Source organism: Rathayibacter sp. AY2B7, assembly GCF_002931635.1.
Taxonomy (GTDB): Bacteria; Actinomycetota; Actinomycetes; order Actinomycetales; family Microbacteriaceae; genus Rathayibacter.
In genome coordinates this window covers 19,277-40,582 of record NZ_PSUC01000017.1, presented here as the reverse complement: position 1 = coordinate 40,582, position 21,306 = coordinate 19,277, and the positions used below count along the sequence as shown (strand labels likewise).

The following is a 21,306-nucleotide window of genomic DNA, read 5'->3' as shown; positions in this document are numbered from 1 at the left end:
TGCTCGCCGACAGCGTCTGGGGCATCGACGCGGCCCTCCCCTCCTACGCCTACGCCCGCGTCGGCTACCACCGCGGCCTCGACCTCCTCCGCGGAGCCGTGCCTGCGGCACGAGCCGGGTCGGGGGGACTACGGGGGCCGTGCCTGCGGCACGAGCCGGGTCGGGGTGGAGGAGCCGGGCCGTGGTTGCGGCACGAGCGTGGTGCGGGTGCTGGAGGGTCGGGCCGCGCCTTCGGCGCGAGCCGCTTCGGGCCCTGGACGTGGGACGTGGTTCGGCGCGAGGCCGGCCTCGGGTGGCGGGTGGTCGAGGCGGCACGCGGGGCCTGCGGCAGGATGGGGGGATGGACGGCGGGGCGGTGGAGCGGCTTCTCGAAGGGCTTCCGGGAGCGGAGGCGGGGTTCCCGTTCGGGGAGGGGATCCGGGTGTGGAAGGTCGCGGGGAAGGTGTTCGCGCTCGAGTCGGAGCGGTTCGGGCGGCCGGTCGTGAGTGTGAAGGCGCTGCCCGAGAACGTGGTGCACCTGGTCGCGGGGGTCGACGGGATCGAGCCCGGCTACCACCTGAACAAGAAGCACTGGGTGACCGTCGACGCCGGCGGGACCGTCGAGCCCGAGCTGGTGCTCGAGCTCATCGAGGAGTCGCACGCGATCGTGGTCGCGAACCTGCCGAAACGGCTCCGCCTCGCCCTCGACGGCACGGCGTCCGGATCGTTGAACGAGGACGTCTGACAGCGGCCGGGACGCGCAGGGCCCGGACGCGCAGACCCCCGAACCGGCCGAGCCCGGACGCGCTGCGCCCGAGGCCCCGACGGAGCACCGGACGCCTGACGGTGCCCGCCTGCGCAGCGCCTGGACGCGCGGGTGCACAGGACCCGCGAGGGGGCGCCGACGCCTGACGGCAGCTGGACGCGCACCGCCCACGACGTCCAGCGCCCGAGGCGTGCGACGACCCTCGGATGCACGGAATCCCCCGCCGCAGCAAGGGATCCCGGAACGTCTCGCGCGCGGAGCGGCTACAGGCCGTAGGAGCGGAGGTACGCGGCGGTGTCGTGCCAGCCCTCGACGGCGAAGCACTCGACGCCCATCGCCTTGACGGGGTAGTCGTTGCCGTCCGGGTCGAGGCGGTCGCCGACGAAGATCATGTCGTCGAGAGGGATGCCCGTCAGCTCGGTGAGCTTGTTCATCCCGTACGCCTTGTCGATGCCCTTGCGGGTGATGTCGACCGACGTCGAGCCGCCGGAGCGGACCTCGAGGTCGGGGAGCACGGCCTGCACGGCCTCACGGAGGGTGTTCTTCTTCTCGCCGTCCGGGTCCCAGGCCTGCTTGACCTCGACGGGCGCGGACTGGCCGAGGGCCGAGAAGGTGATCTGCGAGTCGCGGTCCTCGAGGATCGGGCCCCAGGTCTCGGACTCCCAGTAGCCGAGCTCCTTCGCCTTCTCCTCGACGGCGGCGAGCGCGCGCGACTTCTCGTCCTCGGTGAGGTTCTCGGCGTAGATCTGCGCCCAGTCGCCGTTCTCGTACCGGTAGTACTGCGTGCCGCAGGTGGGCATGAGGTGCAGCTTCGCGAGGACCTCGGGGTCGGCGCCCTCGAGGCGGTCGAGCACCTGCATCCGGAACTGGCCGATCTGGCCGCCCGAGATGATGCACACCTCGGTGGCCTGGAGCAGCTTCACGAAGAGGTCGGCCATCGCCGGGTCGACGGGGGACTTCGAGGCGGCGAGGGTGTCGTCGAGGTCGAAGGCCATCAGGCGGGGCAGGGTGCTCATGGAACTCGTTTCACGGTCTGCGGACGGGGCGGTAACGAGGATACGGGGCGCCGCCGGAACGCGCGCGCGGTCGGCGCGAGCGGGCTCCGAGCGCAGACTGGGGGCATGACCGCCGCCACAGCGCACGACGGAGGACGCCGCTCCCTCCCGCGCACTCTCGCCCGCATCCTCCTGGGCCTGCTGCTCGTCACGGCCGGCACGGCGCACCTGACGGTCGCGCGTCAGGCCTTCCAGGCGCAGGTCCCGCCGTGGCTGCCGGCCGACCCGGACCTGGTGGTCGTCGCGTCGGGCGTCGTCGAGATCGCGCTCGGGCTCGCGCTCGTCGTGCTCGTGCGGTGGCGGGTGATCGTGGGAGTCATAGTGGCCGCGTTCTTCGTCGCGGTCTTCCCGGGGAACATCTCGCAGCTGGTGACGCGGACGCCGGCGTTCGGCCTCGAGACGGACGCGGCGCGCGCGGTGCGGCTCGTCTTCCAGCCCCTGCTGGTGATCTGGGCGCTCTGGTCCACGGGGGCGTTCTCGGCCTGGCGGGCCCGCCGGTCGCGACGCCGCGGGGACTGAGCCGCCGGTCCGCGGCCCGATCATCCTGCGATCCTCCGGAACGACGAACGGCGGTCGGCGGGAGACCCCGCCGACCGCCGCCCGTGCCCTGCTCGGCTAGGCCGCGAGGCGGCGTCGCGCGACGACCAGCGCGAGACCCGACAGCAGCAGCACGAGGGCTCCGCCGATCAGGCCGGCCGCGTCGGCGCCGGTGTTCGCGAGCGAGCCCGGGCCGGAGCCTCCCGCGACGGGGGCCGCCGTGGTGGTGGGGTGCGGCGACGGAGCGGTGGTGGGCTGCTCCGTCGGGGTGCCGGGCTCGGTCGGCGCCGGGGTGACCGGGACCTCGGCGGCGGGCTCCGTCGTCAGCGACCAGTTGGGGTCGTAGAAGTCGGCCTGGTCGATCACGCCGCGGGCGGTCGACCAGTCGATGAGGAGCTGGCGGATCTCGAGACGCTCGTCGTAGACGAGCGGTGCCTGCGCGACGGCCGGGTAGGCGCCTCCGCCGCTCTGGCGGTAGTTGTTGACCGCCATCACGAAGCGCTCGTCGTCGGCGACGGGGGTGCCGTCGGCGTGGGCGAGACCGCGGATCCGCGAGCCGGCGGGCTGGGAGACGTCGATCACGTAGTCCAGGCCCGAGATCGCGTCGTAGTTGTAGTCCGGGATGCCGTCGGGGCGGTCCTCGGTCGTCGCGTTGGTGCCGGTCTCGGGGTCGAACACGGCGCCCTCGGCGGTCTGCACGAAGTAGCGGGCCGAGAACTCGAGGTAGTCGCGCACCTCGGCTCCGGTCAGCTCCACTCCGCGGAGGGTGTTCTCGTAGATGTACAGGCCCGCGATGTCGCGGATGCTGACCTGTCCCTTCGGGAAGACGGCGGTGCGCGAGAACGGCGACGCCTGCGAGATCACCGGCAGGTCGGCCCACTCGGTGCCCTCGAGAGCCGTCTCGACGGTCTCGGCCTGCACGGTGTTGATGAAGTCGATGATCGGGGTGTCCTCGTAGCGCGAGGTCGCGGCCGAGAGCTCCTCGACCGAGTCGGCGACGGGGGTGTTCACGTACTCGATCGTGGCGGCGTGCTGCTCGGCGAGGGCGTCGACCAGTGCGGGCGACTCCTCGGCGATGTCCTTCGCGTAGACGGGCTGCGTGACGGGCGCGTTCCCGGCCGACCAGTCGACCTCGAGGCCGCCCGCGGCGTCCGGCACCAGGTTCAGGGTGACCTCGGTGAGGCCCTGCGCCCAGAACTCGGGCTGGGTGACGAGCACCTGCTCGCCGGCGACGTTGGTGAACAGCGTCTGCGGCAGGTCCTTGTGGCTGTGGCCGGCGACGACCACGTCGATGCCGGGGACCTGCGTCGCGATGTTGTTGACGACGTCCTCGTTGAGGTCGGCGGCGTCGTACTCGGCGTCCGGCACCGTGCCCTGGCCGGTGTGCGCGAGGACGACGACCACGTCGGCCTGCTCCTGCACGATCGGGACCCACTGCTTCGCGGCGGCGACCATGTCCTGGAACTCGAGGACGCCGTCGACGTACTGCTTGTCCCAGACGCGGACGCCGGGGGTGACGAGGCCGAGGACGCCGACGGTGACCGTCTTCCCGTCGATCTCGCGCTCGATCAGCGTGTAGGGGTCGTGGTACGGCTTGCCGGTGGCGACGTCGACGACGTTCGCGCCCAGCAGCGGGGCGTTCAGATCGCCCTCGTAGGCGCCGAGCATGTCGAGCCCGTAGTTGTACTCGTGGTTGCCGACGACCTGCGCGTCGTAGCCGATGGTGTTGAACGCGGTGGCCATCGGGTGCGTCGTCTCGCCGGAGAGGACGCCCGCGGCGCCGTCGCCGAGGCCGTAGTAGTAGGTGAGCGGCGTGCCCTGGATCGCGTCGCCGTTGTCCATGACGAGCACGGACTCCTCGCCCTTCTCGGCGCGGAGGCGGTCGACCTCGGTCGCGACGCGGGTGAGGCCGAGCGCGCCGTCGGCCGGGTACGGCGCGTTCGCGAAGTAGTCCCAGTCGTAGACGTGTCCGTGCGTGTCGGTCGTCGACACCAGGGTGAGCTCGACGCCGTCGTCGAGAGGGGCGGCCGAGGCGATCGGAGCGGCGGTGGCGGTTCCGAGTGCGACGACGGCGAGGAGGCTTGCGGCGCGGAGTCTGCGCATCGTGGTCCTGTTCGCGTGATGAGTGGAGTGTGAACGTCCTCGAATCTATGCGCCGCGTGTGAACTGCGCATGACGGGATCGAGAGCATTGCTCGGCGATGCGTCCGCGGGACCGACGCGGAGCCGAGGGGAGTCCGCGGGGCCGGCCCGCGGCGAAAGAGTCCGCCGGGTCGACCTCGAGCGCAGGAGCCGTCCTCCGGCGCCTCCGCTAGAATCGAGCGGCTGGTCGCGCGGAGGCGGCACGACTGCCGCGCCGCACCCGCCCACCCCCGCCCCTCCCGTCGAGAAGGACACGCCATGCCAGCAATCGTCATCACCGGCGCCCAGTGGGGCGACGAGGGCAAGGGACGCGCCACCGACCTCCTCGGCAGCCGCGTCGACTACGTCGTGAAGTTCAACGGCGGCAACAACGCCGGGCACACGGTCGTGGTGGGCGACGAGAAGTACGCCCTGCACCTGCTCCCCTCCGGCATCCTCACCCCGGGCGTCGTCCCGGTCATCGCGAACGGCGTCGTCGTCGACATCGAGGTGCTGTTCCACGAGCTCGAGGCGCTGAGCGCGCGCGGGGTCGACGTGTCGAAGCTGCTCGTCAGCGCCAACGCACACGTCATCACCAGCTACCACCGCACCCTCGACAAGGTGACGGAGCGCTTCCTCGGCAAGCGCCAGATCGGCACCACCGGCCGCGGCATCGGCCCGGCGTACGCCGACAAGATCAACCGCGTCGGCATCCGCATCCAGGACCTCTTCGACGAGAACATCCTCCGCCAGAAGGTCGAGGGCGCCCTCGACCAGAAGAACCACCTGCTGGTGAAGGTCTACAACCGCCGCGCGATCCTGGTCGAGCAGGTGCTGGAGGACCTGCTGCAGTACACCGAGCGCCTCCGCCCGATGGTCGCCGACACGTCGCTGATCCTCTCGCAGGCGCTCGACGCCGGCAGGACGGTGCTGTTCGAGGCCGGCCAGGCCACGATGCTCGACGTCGACCACGGCACCTACCCGTTCGTCACCTCCTCCAACGCGACCTCGGGAGGAGCGGCCACCGGCTCCGGAGTCGCACCGAACCGCATCGACCGCGTCATCGCGGTCATCAAGGCGTACACGACCCGCGTCGGGGCCGGCCCGTTCCCGACCGAGCTCTTCGACGAGTGGGGCGAGTACCTCCGCCGGCAGGGCTTCGAGTTCGGCACCACGACCGGCCGCCCGCGCCGCTGCGGCTGGTACGACGCCCCGATCGCCCGCTACTCGGCGCGGATCAACGGGGTCACCGACTTCGTCCTCACCAAGCTCGACGTGCTCTCGGGCCTCGAGACCATCCCCGTCTGCGTCGCCTACGACGTCGACGGCGTGCGCCACGACGAGGTCCCGGTCTCGCAGAGCGACTTCCACCACGCGAAGCCGATCTACGAGGAGTTCCCCGGCTGGCAGGAGGACATCTCCGGCTGCCGCGAGTTCTCGGACCTGCCGCAGACCGCGCAGGACTACGTGCGCGCGCTCGAGGCGATGAGCGGCGCCCGGTTCTCGGCGATCGGCGTCGGGCCGGAGCGCGAGCAGGTCGTCGTGCTGCACGACCTCCTCGACTAGAGGCGGTGCAGCCCGCGGTCGATCGCCACGAGGATCGCCCGCTCGACCTCCGTCCACTGCGTGAGCACCTGGGTCGCCGAGAAGCGGAGGGTGACGCAGCCGTCGACCGTGGCGAACAGATCGCGGCGGCGATCGTTCTCGAAGTCGTGCGTCGATCTGCCGTCGAGCTCGACGATCAGGCTCGAGCCGATCAGCAGATCGACGCGCCCGACCCCGGGGATCCGGACCTGGGTCGAGCACTCGACCCCGATCGAATGCAGGCGCCACCGGGCCAGGGTCTCGACGCCGCTGCCCGAGTCGTCGCGGGCGAACGCGAGGAGCGCCTGGAGCCGCTGCGGGCAGGCCGCCCGCAGCTCGGCGAGGTCGTCGGGCCCGAGGAGGCGCTTCTCGAGCGCCGACTCGAGCGCGACCAGCAGGTCCTCGTCGCCGAGGGTGCGACCCAGCTGCAGCAGTGCGTGCGGGACGGACACCCGCAGCGGCTCGTCGTCGGGCCAGGCCGGGTCCCAGTGCAGGCGGACGCCGCGGGGAACGGTGAGCCGACCGGCGTTCGGCCCGACGTGCACGTGCAGCCGAGGCGAGCGCAGAACCCAGAGCCCGTGGGAGCGAGCCGCATCGGTCGCGGCGAGGCGGCCTCCGAGCCGGAAGGCGGTGAGGGCCTCCGGAGGAAGGTTCGGCGAGGCGTACCGGCCGCTCCGGCCACGGACCAAGCGGCCGTCCGCGACCGCTGCCGTGAGGCCGCGAGCAGTCGCGCCGGCGGCGAGCAGGACCGGCCGCGAGGAGACTCCGCCGTGGAGGGACAGCAGGCGATCGAGATCCACACGGCGAGCCTGGCGCCCGACCGCCGTTCGGGGAGGGCCTCCTGCCCGTGCCGGGACGACCGGGCCATCCGATTCGACTGTGGAGGGACGTCGCAAGCCTCGGCGACCGGCGATCGTGTTCACAACTCAGGACGAACGCCCTCGGGCCGAGGGATTCATGCGGATCGGGGCGGGTCCGAACGAATTCCTCCTGAGTTGTGAACACGACCGCTGCCGAGCGCGCCGGATAATCGGCCCATGCAGATCTACGCCGACCTCCCGGCCGTCCGCGCGCGGCAGATCCTGGCCGACGCCCTCGCTCTCGGCGTAGCCGTCGTGGCGATCGCCGCGGGGATCGCGGTCGGCTCGCTGATCGCCGGCCTGGCCGAGATCGGCCGTCGGCTCGAGAGCGCCGGCAGCGGCTTCGGCTCGACCATGAGCGACGCCGGGACCACCCTCGGCGGCATCCCGCTGCTCGGCGACGCCGTGCGCGCGCCCTTCGACGAGGCGAGCGGGGCCGGCTCCGTGCTGGCCGCCGCCGGACGCGACCAGCAGCAGCTCGCGAGCGCCCTGGCCGTGGTCGCCGGGCTCGCCGTCGGGGGCCTCCCGCTCCTGCTCCTGGCCGTGCTCTGGCTCCGGCCCCGGCTCCGCTTCGCCCGCCGGACCGCCGAGCTGCGCGCCCTCGGCTCGACGGGCGGCGGAACCGAGCTGCTGGCCCTGCGCGCGCTCACCCAGGCGTCCCCCCGCGAGGTCCTCGCCGCGCACCCGGACGCCGCCGCGGGCTGGCGGACCGGCGACCCGGCCGTCACCGCCGCGCTGGCGGCCCTCGCCCTCCGCCGGGCGGGGCTCCGGCCCCGCTGACCCCGCAGGACCACTGCGGGTCCGCCGGAGGGATGACGCCGCGAGCCACTGCGGACGACGCCGGCGACACGGGTGCCTCCGTAGCGTCGAGGACATGCAGAACCAGACCTCCTCCGTCGTGGCGCGCGTCGAGGGCGTGCGCAAGCTCTACGGCAGCACGCCGCCCGTCGTCGCCCTCGACGACGTCACCCTCTCGATCGAGCGGGGCGAGTTCACCGCGGTGATGGGCCCCAGCGGATCCGGTAAGTCGACGCTCATGCACGTCCTCGCAGGCCTCGACACCGCCTCCTCCGGCCGCGTGTTCCTCGGGGACGCCGAGATCACCTCGATGAGCGACGCCGAGCTGACCGTGCTCCGCCGCCGCAGCGTCGGCTTCGTCTTCCAGGCCTTCAACCTCGTCCCCACGCTCGACGTGCGCGGAAACATCCGCCTCCCGTTCGAGCTCGACGGCCGCTCCGTGACCGGCGACGAGGAGCAGTGGATCGCCCGGCTGATCGAGTCCCTCGGGCTCCGCGAGCGCCTCACGCACCGGCCCCACGAGCTCTCGGGCGGGCAGCAGCAGCGTGTGGCGATCGCCCGCGCCCTCGCCACCCGGCCGCAGCTGATCTTCGCCGACGAGCCCACCGGCAACCTGGACTCCCGTACCGGTCGTGAGGTCCTCAGCCTGCTCCGCGCCTCCACCCGCGAGTACGGCCAGTCGATCGCGATGGTCACCCACGACCCGATCGCGGCGGCCTACGCCGACCGCATCGTCTTCCTCCGCGACGGGGCCGTCGTCGACGACCGCCGCGGGATGAGCGCCGAGGAGATCTCGCGCGCGATGCTCACGATGGAGGGCGCGGCGTGAGCGGCGTGCGCACGGGCTCGAGCCAGGGCGGGGGCGCCATCGTCACCGTCGCCGCACTCGCCGCGGCGTTCGGCGCCGTGCTGGTGCAGGTCATCGCCGACATGGTCGCGGCCTTCGCGGCAGCGGGCATCGACGGCATCGGCCAGGTCGCCCTCATGCTCGGGATGGTCGGCGCCGTCTTCTTCGGCATCGCGGTGTTCGTGGGCGGGATCGTCACGGCCAACGCGGTCTCGACCGTCATCGCCGGGCGCACCCGCGAGATCGCCCTGCTGCGCCTGCTCGGCGCCTCCGGCCGGTCGCTGCGCAGCGGGATCGTCCGCACGGGCCTCCTGCAGGGGCTCCTCGGAGCGGCGATCGGCCTGGTCGCCGGCGTCGCTCTCGTGGCGCTCGCCGCGGAGCTCGCCATCCGGAGCGGCACCCTGCCCCGCGTCGACTACCCGCTCGTCTCGCCCGGCCTCGTGCTGCCGCTGATCGCCGTGGTCGCCTCGACGGTCATCGCCTCGTGGTCCGGATCGCGCCGCGTGCTCGCGGTCGCGCCGTCGCAGGCCGCCGGATCGTCCGCCGAGCCCCGCTACGAGGAGCTGCGCGGCCGCACCGCCCGCAACGTCACGGCGATCGTCTTCGTCGTGATCGGCGCGCTGCTGCTCGCCGCCGGCGTGGTCCTCGGGCTCGCCAACCCCGGCGGCGTCCTCCTCGGGCTGGTCGGAGGCATGGCGTCCTTCACCGGCGTGATCCTCGGGGCGCCCGTCCTGCTCCCTCCGCTCACGGCCCTCGTGGGCCGCGCCTTCGGCCGGGGCCCCGTCGCCCGCCTGGCGTCCGCCAACGCCGTCCGCAATCCGGCGCGCAGCGCCCGCGCCGTCATCGGACTGGTCATCGGAGTGTCGCTGGTCACGATGTTCGCGGTCGCCGCCGCCACCTTCGGCACGATCATGGAGCGCTCGGGTGAGACGAACCCCGAGGTGATCGCGGCGTTCGAGCAGTTCATCCAGGTGAGCACCGCGGTGATGAGCGTCCTGCTCGGCTTCTCGGTCGTCCTGGCCGCCGTCGGCATGGTCAACACGCTGTCGCTCAGCGTGCTGCAGCGCCGGCGCGAGCTGGGCCTGCTCCGCGCGCTCGGCTTCACCGGCTCGCAGGTGCGGTCGATGGTGGTGCTCGAGGCGGCGCAGATGATCATCGCTGCCGCTGTCCTCGGCATCGTGCTCGGCGTCGTGTACGGCTGGTGCGGCGCGATCTCGGTGTTCGGCTCGCTGCCGGGCATCGGACTGATCCCGCCGACCGTCCCGGTGCCGATCCTGGTGGCGGTGCTCGTGGTCGGCGTCGTGATCACGGTCGTCTCGGCCGTGCTGCCCGCCCGCCGCGCCACGAAGGTGTCGCCGGTCGCCGCTCTCGCCGTGGCCTGAGAGCCGGCACCACGCCGAACCCGCGGCCTGAGGATCGGCGCCCTCACCACGGAGGACCCGGTGCCCCGAGGGCCGGCGCCGCGCAGAACCCGCGGCCGGGGGCCGGCGCCCTCACACCACCCAGAACCTCGCGGCGAGGGGCTCCCGCCCGCTCAGCGCGAGCAGGAGCTCCTCGCCGCGTCCGGCTCGAGCGGCCAGCCCGCCGGTCAGCGCGCAGCACGCCTCGACGGCCTCGCCGGGCAGCACGTGCGGGATCCCGGTGGCGCGCGAGAGGTCGAGCGTGTGCACGACCAGCTCGAGCAGCCGGGTCCGGAGGTACTCGTCCAGTTCGATCCCGTGGCCGCCCACTGCGACGAGGCGGCCGGGACGCTGAGCGGCGATCAGCTCGACCGCGCGGCCCGCCGCCTCCGCCAGTGCCCGAGCCGGCCTGTCGCCGAGCAGCAGCCCCGCCTCGACCCCGCGCCGCGCCACCGCCGCGGGGTCGGCGACGTTCCCGGCCAGCGCGGCGTAGTAGTCGAGAGCATCCTCGATGGTCGGCTCGGGCGGCTCCGGAGCGAGGAGGTACGCCTCGACCGTCAGCACCGCCCGCGACGCGTGGCCCGCGAGGCCGCGGACGTCCCAGACGCCGAGCCCCGGCTGCTCCCACTGATCGTCCCGCACCTGCGCGAGCAGGCCGACGAGGGCGGCGGCGGCGGACTCGAACAGCGCGGCGGTGCTCATGGAGCCATGCTGGCACGGTGCCCCACACTGATCGCATGAGCAGTCCCCGCCGCCCCGGTCCCGTCACGCTCGTCGGCCGCTCGATCGTCCTCGAGCCGCTCGCCGCCGAGCACGTCGAGCCGCTCGGGCGGGCGATCGGGCGTCCGGAGGTGTTCGCCGGCGGCTACGGAGGAGGACCCTCCGGCCTCCCCGGCACCCCGGAGGAGTTCCGCGCCTTCGTCGACCGCTACTACCCCTGGGGCACGGGCCTGCCGTTCGCTGTGCTGCAGGAGGGGCGCGTCGTCGGCACGACCTCGCTGGCCGACTTCGACGAGACGCGCGAGGCGGCCCACCTCGGCTGGACGGCCTACGCGCCCGAGACGTGGGGCACCGTCGTGAACCCGGAGGCGAAGCGGCTGGTGCTCGGGCTCGCCTTCGACAGCGGCTACGAGCGGGTGAAGCTCCAGGCGGATGCGGTGAACGCGCGCTCGCGGGCCGCGATCCTCCGTCTCGGCGCCGTGTTCGAGGGGGTGCTCCGCCACGACCAGCGGCGGGCCGACGGCTCGTGGCGCGACACGGCCGTCCACTCGATCCTCGCGGCCGAGTGGCCGGCCGTCCGCGATGCGCTCGACCGCCGGATCGACGCGGCGCTAGCGCTCCCCGCCTCGACCGCGCAACCGCTGACCGGGCGGCCGCCCGAGGAGTAGGAATTAGGCATGGAACGCATCCACTACGCCGGCAGCTCCGTGCTGACGGGTACCGCCATCGCGCGGTCACTGCTGGCCTACGCGGAGGCGCTGGCGCTCACCAAGGGGTCGATCACGGTCGACATCCCGATCCGCCAGGAGTCCGGCCGGCCCGGACGGGCGGCGCTGCTGATCGGACCGGCGAGCCAGCTGTTCTCGGAGTCCGAGGACGACGGAGCCGAGGAGCTGCTCGACGAGGAGCTCGTCGAGCGCTTCACCCGCGAGACGGCCCGCCTGGGCGTCTCGCACCCCGTGGCCGAGGAGGACGGCGGCGCCGGGCCCCTCTCCGCCGTCGACACCGAGATCCCGCACTTCCACGGCGAGGACGACTCCTGGTGAGCGTCCGGGGCGCCGGTAGGATCGACACTCACGACTCCGCCCGATCCTTCGCGGACGGGCGACTTCCCGAACGGAGAACCGCCTGATGGGGCGACTGATCTACGACTCGACCCTCGAGGCCGACTTCGACGACCGTCTGCTGGCGCACCTGCAGATCGTGATCGGCTCGAAGCTCGCGCGCAACGAGTCCTTCTACTTCTCGTGGAAGGACTCGCAGGCGGTCGGCGACGGACGCACCTCGATCTGGCTGCACCCCGCCATCCCGTTGCGCTTCAAGTACCACGGCGGCCGTGCCCCGAACATCAACCCGGACTGGATCCGACAGCTGCTCGCCGACTCGCACACGGCGCACGGGCTGCGGATCAGCGAGGAGCCCCACGGGACCGCCCGTCAGAGCGAGGAGAGCATGCTGTGAAGCGCGTCGAGATCATCTACGGCGGAGCGCCGTTCAGCCTGAGCGAGACGTCGGCCGCGGAGGTGCGCGAGAGCATCGACCGCGCCCTGGACGGCTCCGCGTCGCGCTGGATCACGGTGAACCAGGGCGAGGGCGAGCCCCGCGAGACCTCGATCCTGATCACGCCGGGAGTGGCGTTCTCGGTCGCCGACGTCGCGCACTGAGGTCGACGCCGCGGTCACGGTGATCGCCGCCGCTCACGCCGCCGGCTCGGTCCGGGGCGCTCGCACCGCCGGCCCGCCTCGGAACGACTGCCGTCCTCAGCGCACCCGCCCCGCTCAGCCCGCCAGCACGCGCGGGAACTCCCCCGGGGTCTCGCTCGCGAGGTACCCGGCCGGGCCGATCCGCGCGGAGAGGCGCGTGTCCGCCTCCGTGTGCAGGAACGCGCCCCAGGCGGCCGCGCCCATCGGGTCGACGCCGCGCCCGCGCAGGCCCGCCGTCGCTCCGGCGAGCACGTCGCCGCTGCCCGCGGTGGCCAGCCCGGGGTGCTCGCCCTCGATCCGCACCGCGTCGCCGTCCGGCGAGGCGATGGTGGTGAACAGGCTCACCACCGCGCCGTAGCGCTCGGCGACCGCGAGGGCGGCCCGCTCGACGTCGTCGACCTCCTCGCCGAGGAGCCGGGACGCCTCCTCCGAGTTCGGGGTCAGCAGGAGCCGGCCCGCGAGCCTCCGCGCGAGACGGCGCTGCCCGGGCAGGACCCCGAGCGGGAAGGCGTCGAGGTGCACGGCCGGCACATCGTCGAGGAGCGGAGCGAGGGCACGGAGGGTCGCGGCGGTCGCGCGCGGGTCGTCCAGGCCGGGTCCGATCAGGGCGACGTCGGCGGCGGAGAGCTCGCCGGCCAGGACGTCGAGCCCGCGGCCCGAGACGGAGCCGGTGCGCGTCTCCGCGAGCGGGACCACTCCGCACTCCGGCAGCGCGACCGCGGTGGCCGACGCGACCGACTCGGCGACGCAGAGCGTGATGCGCCCCGCACCGGTTCGCAGCGCAGCGATCCCCGCGAGGATCGCGGCGCCGGGCGTCTTGCGGGCGCCGCCGACGACGACGACGTCGCCGCGGGAGTGCTTCGAGCCTCCGGGCTCCGGGAGGGGCCGGCGCTGCTCGAGCAGGGCGCGGGAGACGAGGTCACTCATGAGGGTCTCCTTCTCCGGCCGCGCGGTCGTCGTGCCGGGTGACGGGGGCGCCGGAGCGCTCGAGGTGGGACGTGCGGTTGAAGAGCTCGAGGCGCCAGGCGTCGCCGTCGCGGACGAGACGGGTGACGGAGCCGTTGGCGACGGGCGTCGAGGCGCCGATGTCGAGCAGCTCGTGCTCGGAGAGGCCCTCGAGGACGTAGCGGAGGACGAGGACGACCGCGTCGTGGCAGAAGAGGATCGCCGGCCCGGGAGGCGCGGCGACAGCGAGGTGGTCGACGAAGGCGCGGACGCGGAGCGCGAGGTCCGTCCAGGCCTCGCCTCCCGGCGGCCGATAGTAGAACTTGCCGAGCCACTCGCGCCGCGCCGCCTCCTCGGGCATCCGGGCCCGCACGCCGGCGGAGGTGAGGCGGTCGGTGACGCCGAGGTCGCGGTCGCGCAGGCGCTCGTCGGGGCGCAGCCGCACGTCGATGTGGGCCTCGCCGAGGGCGAGGCGCGCGGTCGCGGAGGCGCGGCGGTAGGGCGACGTCCAGGCGGAGGCGGGCCGCGCCTCCTCGGCCAGCCAGCGGCCGCGCGCGCGCCTGCTCCTCGCCGGCGGGGGAGAGCTCGACGTCGGGGTCGCGGCGGTCGACGGCGATCTCGTGCGCCCCCGAGGCCTCGGCGGCGCTCGCCGCGATGTTGGCGAGGCTCTCGCCGTGACGGACGAGGAGGAGCTCGGTCGGGCCGGTGGAGGAGGCGGGCATGACTCCACGCTCCGCCTCGCGGGCCGGAGGCGACAGGGTGTTCCGCCGCGGCGACGCGGGTTGCTGCGGAGTCGCCAGGGGTTCCGCCGTCGTCAGGGCGCCTCTCCGTCGGCGCGCTCCTCCGCCGAGACCGCCGTGACGACCGCGGTGAGCGTCTCGGGGTCGCTCAGGATGCGGAAGTGCCCGCCGGTCTCGATCCGGACGTTGACCGCGCCCTCGAGCATGCTGCCCTCGGGGATGTGCGGATCGAAGAGGCCGAACACGGACGTGATCCGCGCGTTCGCTCCGGCGCGGCTCGACAGCAGCAGGGTCGTGGCGTCGCGCGGCGAGAAGGCGCGCAGGCTCCGGAGGACCAGGTAGGGCGCGTAGCGGGAGCCGCCGAACGGGGTCGCCACGGCGACCATCCGGTCGACCCGGCCGTCCGGGTCGAGCTCGGTCATCACGTACTTGCCGATCAGTCCGCCCTTGCTGTGGGCGACGATCACCACGTCGCGGAGCCCGTGCTCGGCGAGGTAGGCGGCCACGTCCTCGGCCGTCCGGGCGACCGGGCGGCCGTTGCGGCCGAGGCTCGTCAGCACGTGGAGAGGGTGCCCGCGCTCGTGCAGCGGATCGATGATCGGGCGGAGGAAGGACCAGGTCTCCCAGATCCCCGGGAGGACCACGACGGGCCGCCGGTCGCCGTCGAGGTAGTCGTCCGGGGCGCGGCGCGAGAGGACGCCGCGCACCTGCCAGGCGACGGCGTAGGCGTAGTCGCGGATCCACCAGACGGCGTCGCGCACCAGGCGCCGGAGCCGGCTCATGCGGCCGGCTCCGACCGGAGGGGCAGCGGGGCGGCGGGCCTCTCGCCGAGGGCAGCGGCGAAGCGGAGGATCTCGCGGGCGAGCGCTCCGGGGTCGGTGCGGGGGACGACGTGGCGCGAGCCGGCGAATTCGACGAGCCGCCCCTCGCGCGCGTGGGCCGTGAGCCGCTCGCACCAGTCGCGGGTGGCGATCGGATCGTCGCGGCCGCGGGCGACGAGGACCGGCACCTCCAGCCGGGCGACGCGATCCTGCACCGGATGCCGCAGCATCTCGGGCAGCTGGCGCAGGTACCAGCGCAGGCCGCCGCGCAGGTAGTCGGCCAGCAGGATCGCGTCGACGCCCACCGGCTCGCCGAGGCAGTCCCGCAGCAGCGCGAGCCCCTGGCGGACCGCTCCGGGCCGCTGCGGATCCACCACCGGCCCGATGAGCACCGCGCCGTCGACCAGGCCGGGCGCGCGCAGCCCCAGTTCGACCGCCACCTGCGACCCCATCGAGTGCCCGACGACGACCGCGCACGAGACGCCCAGTCCGCGGAGGACCTGCTCGACCTGCCGCGCGTGGTCCTCGAGGCCGACCCTCCGCCGCGGGCGCGCGTTCGCGCCGAAGCCGGCGAGGTCGACGCCGATCACCCGGCCGTGCCGCTTCAGGCGGGCGGCGAGCGGCGAGAAGGTGTGGTGCGACATCCCGATCCCGTGGATCAGGACGAACACCGCGCCCGCTCCGGCCGGACCGGTGTCGACCGTCCGCAGCGTGACGCCCTCGACCTCGTGTCGCACGGGGAGGACGCGGCGGGGCGGTGTCGGCAGCATCGTCCCAGGCTAGGGATCGGCGGCCGGCCGCGCGGGGGGATGCGCCCGCTCGCGCCGTGGTCTAGGCCGCATCCACCCTGGGGAGGAGCGTTCACCCCGCCGGCCGCCGGCGGTCCCCGCCGAGCGTCCGGTCGTGCCCGCTGTCAAGCGGCTCCTCCGCGGCGGCGCCCCTGCCTAGCCTCGGAGGAGGGGGTCGGCGTGCGCCGCTCCCGGAGGGATGACGCCATGCGGATCGCTATCGTCGGGGCGACCGGCAACCTGGGGACGGCGCTGCTGCGGCGCCTGCACGGCGAGGCCGGGGTGGAGGAGGTCGTGGGCATCGCCCGCCGGGCCCCTCGGCTCCGCTCGGAGGAGTACCGCGACGTGCGCTGGGTCGAGATCGACCTCGCGTCGAGCGTCGCCCCGCGGCGGCTCCGCGAGGCCTTCGCCGGCGTCGACGCCGTCGTGCACCTCGCCTGGGCGCTGCAGCCCAGCCACGACGAGCCGTTCCAGCGGCTGGTCGACGTCGGAGGCACCGCGGCCGTGCTCGAGGCGGTCGCCGCCGCGGGAGTCGGCCAGGTCGCCGTCGCCTCGTCCGTGGGTGCCTACAGCGCCGCGCCGAAGTCGATCCGGGTGACCGAGGACTGGCCCACGGGCGGCCTGCACACCTCGACCTACAGCCGCCACAAGGCCGCGAACGAGCGGCAGCTCGACGCCTTCGAGGAGCGGCACCCCGAGATCGTCGTCACACGCCTGCGCCCGGGGCTCGTCTTCCAGCGCGGAGCGGCGACGGAGATCGCCGGGCTCTTCGCCGGTCCCCACTACCCGACGCGGTGGCTGAAGGCGGTCCGGATCCCGGTCCTGCCGCTGCCGCGGAGCATCGTCTTCCAGGGCGTGCACGCCGACGACGTGGCCGACGCCTTCTGGCGCGCGCTCGACCGGCGCGCCGGCGGGGCCTTCAACATCGCGGCCGAGCCGGTCCTCACTCCGGAGCGGCTGGCGCACGCCTTCGGCGCCCGCCTGGTCACGGTGCCGTTCGGGCTGCTCCGCTCCGTCGTCACCGCGACCTGGCACCTGCGCCTGCAGCGCACCGACGCGGGCTGGCTCGACATCGCGGGCAACGTCCCGGTGATGTCGACCGAGCGCGCCCGCGCCGAGCTCGGCTGGGCGCCGACCCGCACGGCCGAGGAGGCGCTCGCCGAGCTCGTGGCCGGCCTGGCCGACCGCTCGACCGTCCCGGGCTCGCCCCCGCTCCGGGGATGATCCGGCCGGTCGTCGATCGGAGGCGAGCCCTCCCGGTCAGTCGGCGACGCGGATGAGCACCTTGCCCGTCGCGCCCTCCTCGACCGCGTCGTGGGCGGCCGCGGTCTCCTCGAGCGGGAACCAGGTCAGCGGGAGGCCCGCCTCCTCGCCCACCGGGAGCGCGCCGTCGACGAGCGCCGCGGTGATGTCCTCGGCCGCGGCCTGCAGCGCCTCCTCGCCCACGGTGTAGAGCAGCAGGCCCTGCCACCGGGCGTTCTTCGCGAAGCTCGCGACGATCGGCACGGTGAACTCGTCGCCGTTGTTGTTCGCGTAGTACCCGATGCTGCCGTGGTTGGCGAGCACCTCGACGTCGAGCGCGGCGTTCTGAGCCGGGGCGACCTCGACCACGTGCTGGACGCCCTCGGGGGCGAGCTCGCGAATCCGGTCGGCGAGCGCGTCGTCCGGGTACTGCAGCACGTGCTGCGCGCCGGCCGCGCGGGCGAGCCGCTCCTTGGAGTCGCTGCTCACCGTCGCGATGACGGTCGCCCCGGCCCAGACCGCGAGCTGGATCGCGGCGTGCCCGACGGCTCCGGCGCCGCCCTGGACCAGGACGGTGCGGCCGGCGAGGGCACCGGGCGCGAGGCGGGAGGGGCCGTGCTCGTGCACGGTGAGGGCGCGGTGGGCGGTCATCGCGGGGACGCCGAGGCTCGCGGCGACGTCGGTGCCGACACCCTCGGGCAGGCGCACGACGTGCTCGGCGGCGAGCACCGCCGACTCCTGCGCGGTGCCGGTGGGGCGGCGGTGCGCGGAGAGGTACATCCAGACCCGGTCGCCGACGGCCAGGCCCTCGACGCCCTCGCCCAGCGCCTCGACGACACCGGCGCCGTCCTGGTTCGGCACGACCTCGTCGAACGCGAGGTCGCCGTCGGCGCGCGCCTTCCAGTCGGTGGGATTCACGCCCGACGCCAGGACGCGGACGCGGACCTCGCCGGCGCCCGGCGCCCGCTCCTCCCGGTCGACGAGGGAGAGGACGGAGGAGTCACCGGTGCGGGAGTAGACGATCGATCGCATACGGAGGGCAAGGAGCGCGGGCGGCGGTGTATTCCCGGCGGCACGACGCAGGGCGGCGGGCCCGGAGGCCCACCGCCCTGTCAGCGCCGACGGATCAGTGCTGCACGTCCTCCTGGACGGCGTGCTTGGCCTCGCGGGCCGAGTCCTTCACGTCGTCGGTGGCGGAGGTGCCCGCCTCCTTGACGTTCTGCGCGGCGTCGGTCGCGGTCTCCTTGACGGAGGCGAAGGCCTGCTGCGCGGGCTCGCGGAGCTCGCTCGCCGCCTCCTTGGCCGCGTCGGTCACCTTGTCGACGACCGGCTGGGCCTGCTCCTTGACGCGGCTCGCCGCCTCCTTCTCCTTGCTGGAGGCGGGGATGAGCGAGGCGACGAGGAGTCCGGCGCCGAGGGCGATGAGCCCCACGGCGAACGGGTTGCCCTCGGCCTTGGCCTTCGCCGAGCCCGCACCGCTCGAGAGCGAGTCGGAGGCGTCGTGCGCCGAGCCCATCACGCGGTCGCGGACGGAGCCCACGGCCGACTTGACCTTGTCGGTCTGACGCTGCGCGATGGCGGACGGGCTGACCTTCTCGGCCAGCGCGTCGACGTCCCCGCCCAGCTCGAGGCGCGTGCGCTCGATGTCCGCCCGGATCTCCTCGGGTGTCTTGTTCTGTCCTGCGTCGTACGTCATCGTCCTGCCCCGTTCGGCTTGAGGGTGTCGGGAATCTTCTTGAGGGAGTCGATCGTCTCGGGAGCGCCGTCGACCTGCTTCAGGCTCTTGCGGCCCACCGCGTAGAGGATCGCGGCCACGATCGCCCAGACGACGGCCACGACCACTCCGGACCAGCCGTTGCCGATCAGAGTGCCCAGGCCCCACCAGAGGGCGATCGAGAGGAAGAGCACGGCCATCAGCGCGGCGTAGCCCGCCCCGCCGAGGAGGCCCGCTCCCTTGCCCGCCTTCCCGGCGGACTCCTTGAGCTCGGCCTTGGCGAGGGCCATCTCCTGGCGGATCAGGGTGGAGAGGTCGCGGGACACCTCGCCGAGCAGATCGCCCAGCGACGTCGACCCGGCCCGCTGGTCGGGCGTCTCCGTCGAGCGGTGGACGCCCGTCGGGTCGGTCACAGCCGGCCGCCGTTCGGGAAGCCGCCGTCGAGCGGGTCGGCGACGGGCTCGGTCGGCGCGTAGTCGCGCTCGAGGGAGCTCGAGCCGACGGTGCCGTAGGCGGACGCGACGGGCGCGTCGTACGCGGAGGCGTCGGAGTACGCGGTGGTCGAGGCGGGGGCGTCGAACTCGGGCCCGTCGGTGCGGGTGCTCGTCGCCTCCTTCTCGTCCTTCGCCTCGGCGGTGAGGGCGCGGATGAGGCGTCCGCCGACGAGTCCCGTCGCCGCGGCGATGAGGATGAAGGCACCCGGGCGGCGGCGGGCGAACGCGCGGACGTCGTCGAGGAGCTCGGACGGGTCGCGGTTCTCGAGCCACGAGGCCACACCCTGCACGCGGGTGGCCGCCTGGGAGACGAGCTTCGCCGCCGCGTTGTCGCTGCCGCCCTCGCCGTTGGCCAGCGCGGTCAGGTCGTCGCTGAAGGCGCGGGCGCCCTTGGCGGCGTTCTCCTTCTGGGCGTGGGCCTGCTCGGTGAGCTGGGTGCGGCTCTGGTCGTAGAGGTCCTTGACCTGGACCTTGGCCTCCTGGACCACGTTGGCGGCCTCGTCCTTGCCGGTCGAGAGCACCTCGCTCGCGGCCTGCTTGGCGTCGCCGGCGACGGCGCCGGCCTGGTCCTTGGCGGTGCCCGCCGCGGCGCTCGCCTTCTCCTTCGCGGAGTCGGCCGTGCCGCCCGAGGAGGAGCCGGAGGAGGTGTCCGTGGAGGCGACGTGCGCCCCGCTGTCGATGGGGGTCTCGGTCGCGCCGAAGTTCGCGGCGCCGTCTCCGAACGGAGGTGAAGCGGGATCGATGTTCGACATCGTCTGTCCCTTCCAGGATCGAGTGGGGAATGAAAGCGTGCCGGCGTCGCCAGTCTGTTCGGGCCCTCGAGTACCGGGAAGGGCATAGCGGCTGACCCCCTGTTGGGGCTAGCATCCCGCGCCCACGAGGGCGGGTCCCGAGGGCCCGTGGATCGACTGCTCCGCCACCGCGTCAAGCCCCTTCTGACCCGCGAACAGGGCTCCCTACCGTCGAGAGGACAGACATCGGCCGTCCGCACCCGGATCCGCCCGGCTACCCCGGAAAGGCAACCAGTCATGTTCTTCCACCGTCAGGAACTCCAGTTCACGTCCACGCCCTCGAAGCCCGACGCGGTCTTCGCCCGCCGCTTCCAGGAGGTGCTCGGCGGCCAGTACGGCGAGATCACCGTGGCGATGCAGTACGGCTTCCAGGCCTGGAACGCCCACGACCCGGGCAAGTACCGGGACCTGCTCTTCGGCATCGGCGCCGAGGAGTTCGGCCACGTCGAGATGATCGCCGTGATGATCGCCCAGCTGCTCGAGAAGGCCCCGGTCGAGCAGTCCGAGGACGCGATGAAGAAGGACCCCGTGCTCGCGGCGGTCATCGGCGGCTCCGACGTGCAGCACGCCATCGTGGCCGGCGCCGGCGCGCGCCCCGTCGACAGCATGGGCAACCCGTGGCAGGGCTCCTACATCACCGCCAGCGGCAACCTGCTGGCCGACTTCACCGCCAACGCGAACGCGGAGATGCAGGGCCGGCTCCAGGTCGCGCGGCTCTACCACATGACCGACGACCACGGCGTGCGCGACCTCCTGTCGTTCCTCCTGGCCCGCGACACCATGCACCAGAACCAGTGGATCGCGGCGGCCGCCGAGCTGCGCGCGGAGGGCCGGGAGGACCTGCCCGTGCCCTCGAACTTCCCGATCTCGAAGGAGGAGCGCTCCGTGTCGTACGAGTACATCAACTTCTCGGACGGAGCGGCGGCCTCCGAGGGCAGCTGGGCCTCGGGCCCGACCCCGGACGGCAAGGGAGAGTTCAGCTACCGGGTCGCCGAGCCCGGCGGCAACGTCCCGATGCCCCCGCCCACGCAGCCCGACGAGCGCCTCTACGGCACCGACCCGAAGCCGAACATCGTCGAGAAGGCAGTGGGGGCCGTCCAGGACGCGGTGACGGGCAAGTGAGCGCCGCACGGGTCCTCGGGGCGCTCGGCGCCTCCGCCCTGACGATCGGCCTGCTGGCCGGCTGCACCGGCGACGCCCAGACGCCGAACCAGTCGGGGAGCGCGGTGCCCACCAGCGCCGACGACGGATCGTCGCAGACGCCCACGAACGCGCCCTCGCAGTCCGCTCCGTCCGAGTCCGCCACCCCGGCGACCTGATCCCGCGCCCGCGACCGGCCGGCACCGGTCGAGGGCGCGAATCATGGCAGTCCAGCGTGCGCCCGGGCAAGCCCCTTCCCGCT

25 protein-coding genes are annotated in these 21,306 nt (G+C 73.7%); 13 read left to right on the top strand and 12 right to left on the bottom strand.

Features of this window, described 5'->3' with window-relative positions; genetic code table 11:
• Positions 1-340: 340 nt before the first annotated feature.
• Positions 341-724: an MmcQ/YjbR family DNA-binding protein gene (locus C5C27_RS18510; RefSeq protein ID WP_104258040.1), complete on the top strand. Its 384-nt coding sequence runs from the start codon at positions 341-343 to the stop codon at positions 722-724.
• 284 nt (positions 725-1,008) lie between these two features.
• Here the strand turns inward: C5C27_RS18510 and C5C27_RS05255 are convergent, their stop codons facing one another.
• Positions 1,009-1,761, bottom strand: coding sequence for an HAD-IIB family hydrolase (locus C5C27_RS05255; protein ID WP_104222786.1), 753 nt, complete (start codon positions 1,759-1,761; stop codon positions 1,009-1,011).
• Between the two features lie 105 nt (positions 1,762-1,866).
• Between C5C27_RS05255 and C5C27_RS05250 the strand changes: the two genes are divergently transcribed.
• On the top strand, positions 1,867-2,319 hold the full coding sequence (locus C5C27_RS05250; RefSeq protein ID WP_104313814.1) for a DoxX family membrane protein: 453 nt from the start codon (positions 1,867-1,869) through the stop codon (positions 2,317-2,319).
• Positions 2,320-2,415: 96 nt separating this feature from the next.
• Here the strand turns inward: C5C27_RS05250 and C5C27_RS05245 are convergent, their stop codons facing one another.
• A complete protein-coding gene (locus C5C27_RS05245) occupies positions 2,416-4,440 on the bottom strand; it encodes a bifunctional UDP-sugar hydrolase/5'-nucleotidase (RefSeq protein ID WP_104313813.1) in 2,025 nt (674 codons plus the stop codon).
• Between the two features lie 296 nt (positions 4,441-4,736).
• Between C5C27_RS05245 and C5C27_RS05240 the strand changes: the two genes are divergently transcribed.
• Positions 4,737-6,023 carry an adenylosuccinate synthase gene (locus tag C5C27_RS05240; RefSeq protein WP_104234282.1) on the top strand — a complete coding sequence of 429 codons (1,287 nt, stop codon included), beginning with the start codon at positions 4,737-4,739 and terminating at the stop codon, positions 6,021-6,023.
• On the opposite strand, the gene C5C27_RS05235 is transcribed toward C5C27_RS05240, so the two are convergent.
• The gene (locus tag C5C27_RS05235) at positions 6,020-6,841 is read right to left on the bottom strand and encodes a DUF559 domain-containing protein (protein ID WP_104239319.1); all 822 of its coding nucleotides are present in this window, start codon (positions 6,839-6,841) and stop codon (positions 6,020-6,022) included. The two genes, C5C27_RS05240 and C5C27_RS05235, sit on opposite strands and share 4 nt — an antisense overlap.
• Positions 6,842-7,078: 237 nt before the next feature.
• Here C5C27_RS05235 and C5C27_RS05230 point away from each other — a divergent pair, with 237 nt between their 5' ends.
• The 3 genes from C5C27_RS05230 to C5C27_RS05220 all read left to right on the top strand — a co-directional run bounded on the left by C5C27_RS05230 (position 7,079) and on the right by C5C27_RS05220 (position 9,928).
• Complete coding sequence (locus tag C5C27_RS05230; protein WP_104277542.1) at positions 7,079-7,681, top strand: hypothetical protein; 603 nt, start codon at positions 7,079-7,081, stop codon at positions 7,679-7,681.
• A 94-nt stretch (positions 7,682-7,775) separates the two neighbouring features.
• Positions 7,776-8,528 carry an ABC transporter ATP-binding protein gene (locus tag C5C27_RS05225; RefSeq protein ID WP_104222781.1) on the top strand — a complete coding sequence of 251 codons (753 nt, stop codon included), beginning with the start codon at positions 7,776-7,778 and terminating at the stop codon, positions 8,526-8,528.
• On the top strand, positions 8,525-9,928 hold the full coding sequence (locus C5C27_RS05220; protein WP_258066509.1) for an FtsX-like permease family protein: 1,404 nt from the start codon (positions 8,525-8,527) through the stop codon (positions 9,926-9,928). Before C5C27_RS05225 ends, C5C27_RS05220 begins: the two co-directional genes overlap by 4 nt.
• A 111-nt stretch (positions 9,929-10,039) precedes the next feature.
• Here the strand turns inward: C5C27_RS05220 and C5C27_RS05215 are convergent, their stop codons facing one another.
• On the bottom strand, positions 10,040-10,648 hold the full coding sequence (locus tag C5C27_RS05215; protein WP_104313812.1) for a maleylpyruvate isomerase N-terminal domain-containing protein: 609 nt from the start codon (positions 10,646-10,648) through the stop codon (positions 10,040-10,042).
• Between the two features lie 35 nt (positions 10,649-10,683).
• Here C5C27_RS05215 and C5C27_RS05210 point away from each other — a divergent pair, with 35 nt between their 5' ends.
• The 4 genes from C5C27_RS05210 (at position 10,684) to C5C27_RS05195 (ending at position 12,330) form a co-directional block, all read left to right on the top strand.
• Positions 10,684-11,334: a GNAT family N-acetyltransferase gene (locus C5C27_RS05210; protein WP_104313811.1), complete on the top strand. Its 651-nt coding sequence runs from the start codon at positions 10,684-10,686 to the stop codon at positions 11,332-11,334.
• A 9-nt stretch (positions 11,335-11,343) separates the two neighbouring features.
• Positions 11,344-11,712, top strand: a complete 369-nt coding sequence (locus C5C27_RS05205) for a hypothetical protein (RefSeq protein WP_104222777.1) — start codon at positions 11,344-11,346, stop codon at positions 11,710-11,712.
• 85 nt (positions 11,713-11,797) lie between these two features.
• A complete protein-coding gene (locus C5C27_RS05200) occupies positions 11,798-12,127 on the top strand; it encodes an ATP-dependent DNA ligase (RefSeq protein ID WP_104222776.1) in 330 nt (109 codons plus the stop codon).
• Positions 12,124-12,330, top strand: coding sequence for a hypothetical protein (locus tag C5C27_RS05195; protein WP_104222775.1), 207 nt, complete (start codon positions 12,124-12,126; stop codon positions 12,328-12,330). Before C5C27_RS05200 ends, C5C27_RS05195 begins: the two co-directional genes overlap by 4 nt.
• A gap of 114 nt (positions 12,331-12,444) precedes the next feature.
• Here C5C27_RS05195 and C5C27_RS05190 read toward each other — a convergent pair whose 3' ends face one another.
• The 4 genes from C5C27_RS05190 to C5C27_RS05175 form a co-directional block, all read right to left on the bottom strand.
• On the bottom strand, positions 12,445-13,296 hold the full coding sequence (locus C5C27_RS05190; RefSeq protein WP_104313810.1) for an ADP/ATP-dependent (S)-NAD(P)H-hydrate dehydratase: 852 nt from the start codon (positions 13,294-13,296) through the stop codon (positions 12,445-12,447).
• Positions 13,289-14,044, bottom strand: a complete 756-nt coding sequence (locus C5C27_RS05185) for a histidine phosphatase family protein (RefSeq protein ID WP_258066508.1) — start codon at positions 14,042-14,044, stop codon at positions 13,289-13,291. Before C5C27_RS05185 ends, C5C27_RS05190 begins: the two co-directional genes overlap by 8 nt.
• 84 nt (positions 14,045-14,128) lie before the next feature.
• Positions 14,129-14,836 carry a triacylglycerol lipase gene (locus C5C27_RS05180; RefSeq protein WP_104313809.1) on the bottom strand — a complete coding sequence of 236 codons (708 nt, stop codon included), beginning with the start codon at positions 14,834-14,836 and terminating at the stop codon, positions 14,129-14,131.
• Positions 14,833-15,645 (bottom strand): alpha/beta fold hydrolase, encoded by an 813-nt coding sequence (locus C5C27_RS05175; protein ID WP_104313808.1) that lies wholly within the window; start codon positions 15,643-15,645, stop codon positions 14,833-14,835. Before C5C27_RS05175 ends, C5C27_RS05180 begins: the two co-directional genes overlap by 4 nt.
• Positions 15,646-15,870: 225 nt before the next feature.
• Between C5C27_RS05175 and C5C27_RS05170 the strand changes: the two genes are divergently transcribed.
• A complete protein-coding gene (locus C5C27_RS05170; RefSeq protein WP_104313807.1) occupies positions 15,871-16,887 on the top strand; it encodes an NAD-dependent epimerase/dehydratase family protein in 1,017 nt (338 codons plus the stop codon).
• Between the two features lie 36 nt (positions 16,888-16,923).
• On the opposite strand, the gene C5C27_RS05165 is transcribed toward C5C27_RS05170, so the two are convergent.
• From C5C27_RS05165 to C5C27_RS18500, 4 genes are all read right to left on the bottom strand, one after another.
• Positions 16,924-17,937: an NADPH:quinone reductase gene (locus C5C27_RS05165; protein WP_104313806.1), complete on the bottom strand. Its 1,014-nt coding sequence runs from the start codon at positions 17,935-17,937 to the stop codon at positions 16,924-16,926.
• Between the two features lie 94 nt (positions 17,938-18,031).
• Entirely contained in the window at positions 18,032-18,601 is a 570-nt protein-coding gene (locus C5C27_RS05160; RefSeq protein ID WP_104222768.1) for a DUF3618 domain-containing protein, read from the bottom strand.
• Positions 18,598-19,032 (bottom strand): phage holin family protein, encoded by a 435-nt coding sequence (locus tag C5C27_RS18505; protein ID WP_104239328.1) that lies wholly within the window; start codon positions 19,030-19,032, stop codon positions 18,598-18,600. Before C5C27_RS18505 ends, C5C27_RS05160 begins: the two co-directional genes overlap by 4 nt.
• The gene (locus C5C27_RS18500) at positions 19,029-19,865 is read right to left on the bottom strand and encodes a hypothetical protein (RefSeq protein ID WP_104225698.1); all 837 of its coding nucleotides are present in this window, start codon (positions 19,863-19,865) and stop codon (positions 19,029-19,031) included. The genes C5C27_RS18505 and C5C27_RS18500 overlap by 4 nt, the downstream gene beginning before the upstream one ends.
• A gap of 276 nt (positions 19,866-20,141) precedes the next feature.
• On the opposite strand from C5C27_RS18500, the gene C5C27_RS05145 reads away from it, so the two are divergent.
• Complete coding sequence (locus C5C27_RS05145; RefSeq protein ID WP_104313805.1) at positions 20,142-21,026, top strand: manganese catalase family protein; 885 nt, start codon at positions 20,142-20,144, stop codon at positions 21,024-21,026.
• On the top strand, positions 21,023-21,223 hold the full coding sequence (locus C5C27_RS05140) for a hypothetical protein (protein ID WP_104239330.1): 201 nt from the start codon (positions 21,023-21,025) through the stop codon (positions 21,221-21,223). Before C5C27_RS05145 ends, C5C27_RS05140 begins: the two co-directional genes overlap by 4 nt.
• The last annotated feature ends 83 nt before the right edge of the window (positions 21,224-21,306 follow it).

Bases quoted from the DNA above. Each gene is read 5' to 3' on its own strand.
- C5C27_RS18510 (WP_104258040.1), top strand. From the start codon at position 341: ATGGACGGCGGGGCGGTGGAGCGGCTTCTCGAAGGGCTTCCGGGAGCG.
- C5C27_RS05255 (WP_104222786.1), bottom strand. From the start codon at position 1,761: ATGAGCACCCTGCCCCGCCTGATGGCCTTCGACCTCGACGACACCCTC.
- C5C27_RS05250 (WP_104313814.1), top strand. From the start codon at position 1,867: ATGACCGCCGCCACAGCGCACGACGGAGGACGCCGCTCCCTCCCGCGC.
- C5C27_RS05245 (WP_104313813.1), bottom strand. From the start codon at position 4,440: ATGCGCAGACTCCGCGCCGCAAGCCTCCTCGCCGTCGTCGCACTCGGA.
- C5C27_RS05240 (WP_104234282.1), top strand. From the start codon at position 4,737: ATGCCAGCAATCGTCATCACCGGCGCCCAGTGGGGCGACGAGGGCAAG.
- C5C27_RS05230 (WP_104277542.1), top strand. From the start codon at position 7,079: ATGCAGATCTACGCCGACCTCCCGGCCGTCCGCGCGCGGCAGATCCTG.
- C5C27_RS05225 (WP_104222781.1), top strand. From the start codon at position 7,776: ATGCAGAACCAGACCTCCTCCGTCGTGGCGCGCGTCGAGGGCGTGCGC.
- C5C27_RS05215 (WP_104313812.1), bottom strand. From the start codon at position 10,648: ATGAGCACCGCCGCGCTGTTCGAGTCCGCCGCCGCCGCCCTCGTCGGC.
- C5C27_RS05210 (WP_104313811.1), top strand. From the start codon at position 10,684: ATGAGCAGTCCCCGCCGCCCCGGTCCCGTCACGCTCGTCGGCCGCTCG.
- C5C27_RS05205 (WP_104222777.1), top strand. From the start codon at position 11,344: ATGGAACGCATCCACTACGCCGGCAGCTCCGTGCTGACGGGTACCGCC.
- C5C27_RS05200 (WP_104222776.1), top strand. From the start codon at position 11,798: ATGGGGCGACTGATCTACGACTCGACCCTCGAGGCCGACTTCGACGAC.
- C5C27_RS05190 (WP_104313810.1), bottom strand. From the start codon at position 13,296: ATGAGTGACCTCGTCTCCCGCGCCCTGCTCGAGCAGCGCCGGCCCCTC.
- C5C27_RS05180 (WP_104313809.1), bottom strand. From the start codon at position 14,836: ATGAGCCGGCTCCGGCGCCTGGTGCGCGACGCCGTCTGGTGGATCCGC.
- C5C27_RS05175 (WP_104313808.1), bottom strand. From the start codon at position 15,645: ATGCTGCCGACACCGCCCCGCCGCGTCCTCCCCGTGCGACACGAGGTC.
- C5C27_RS05170 (WP_104313807.1), top strand. From the start codon at position 15,871: ATGCGGATCGCTATCGTCGGGGCGACCGGCAACCTGGGGACGGCGCTG.
- C5C27_RS05165 (WP_104313806.1), bottom strand. From the start codon at position 17,937: ATGCGATCGATCGTCTACTCCCGCACCGGTGACTCCTCCGTCCTCTCC.
- C5C27_RS05160 (WP_104222768.1), bottom strand. From the start codon at position 18,601: ATGACGTACGACGCAGGACAGAACAAGACACCCGAGGAGATCCGGGCG.
- C5C27_RS18500 (WP_104225698.1), bottom strand. From the start codon at position 19,865: ATGTCGAACATCGATCCCGCTTCACCTCCGTTCGGAGACGGCGCCGCG.
- C5C27_RS05145 (WP_104313805.1), top strand. From the start codon at position 20,142: ATGTTCTTCCACCGTCAGGAACTCCAGTTCACGTCCACGCCCTCGAAG.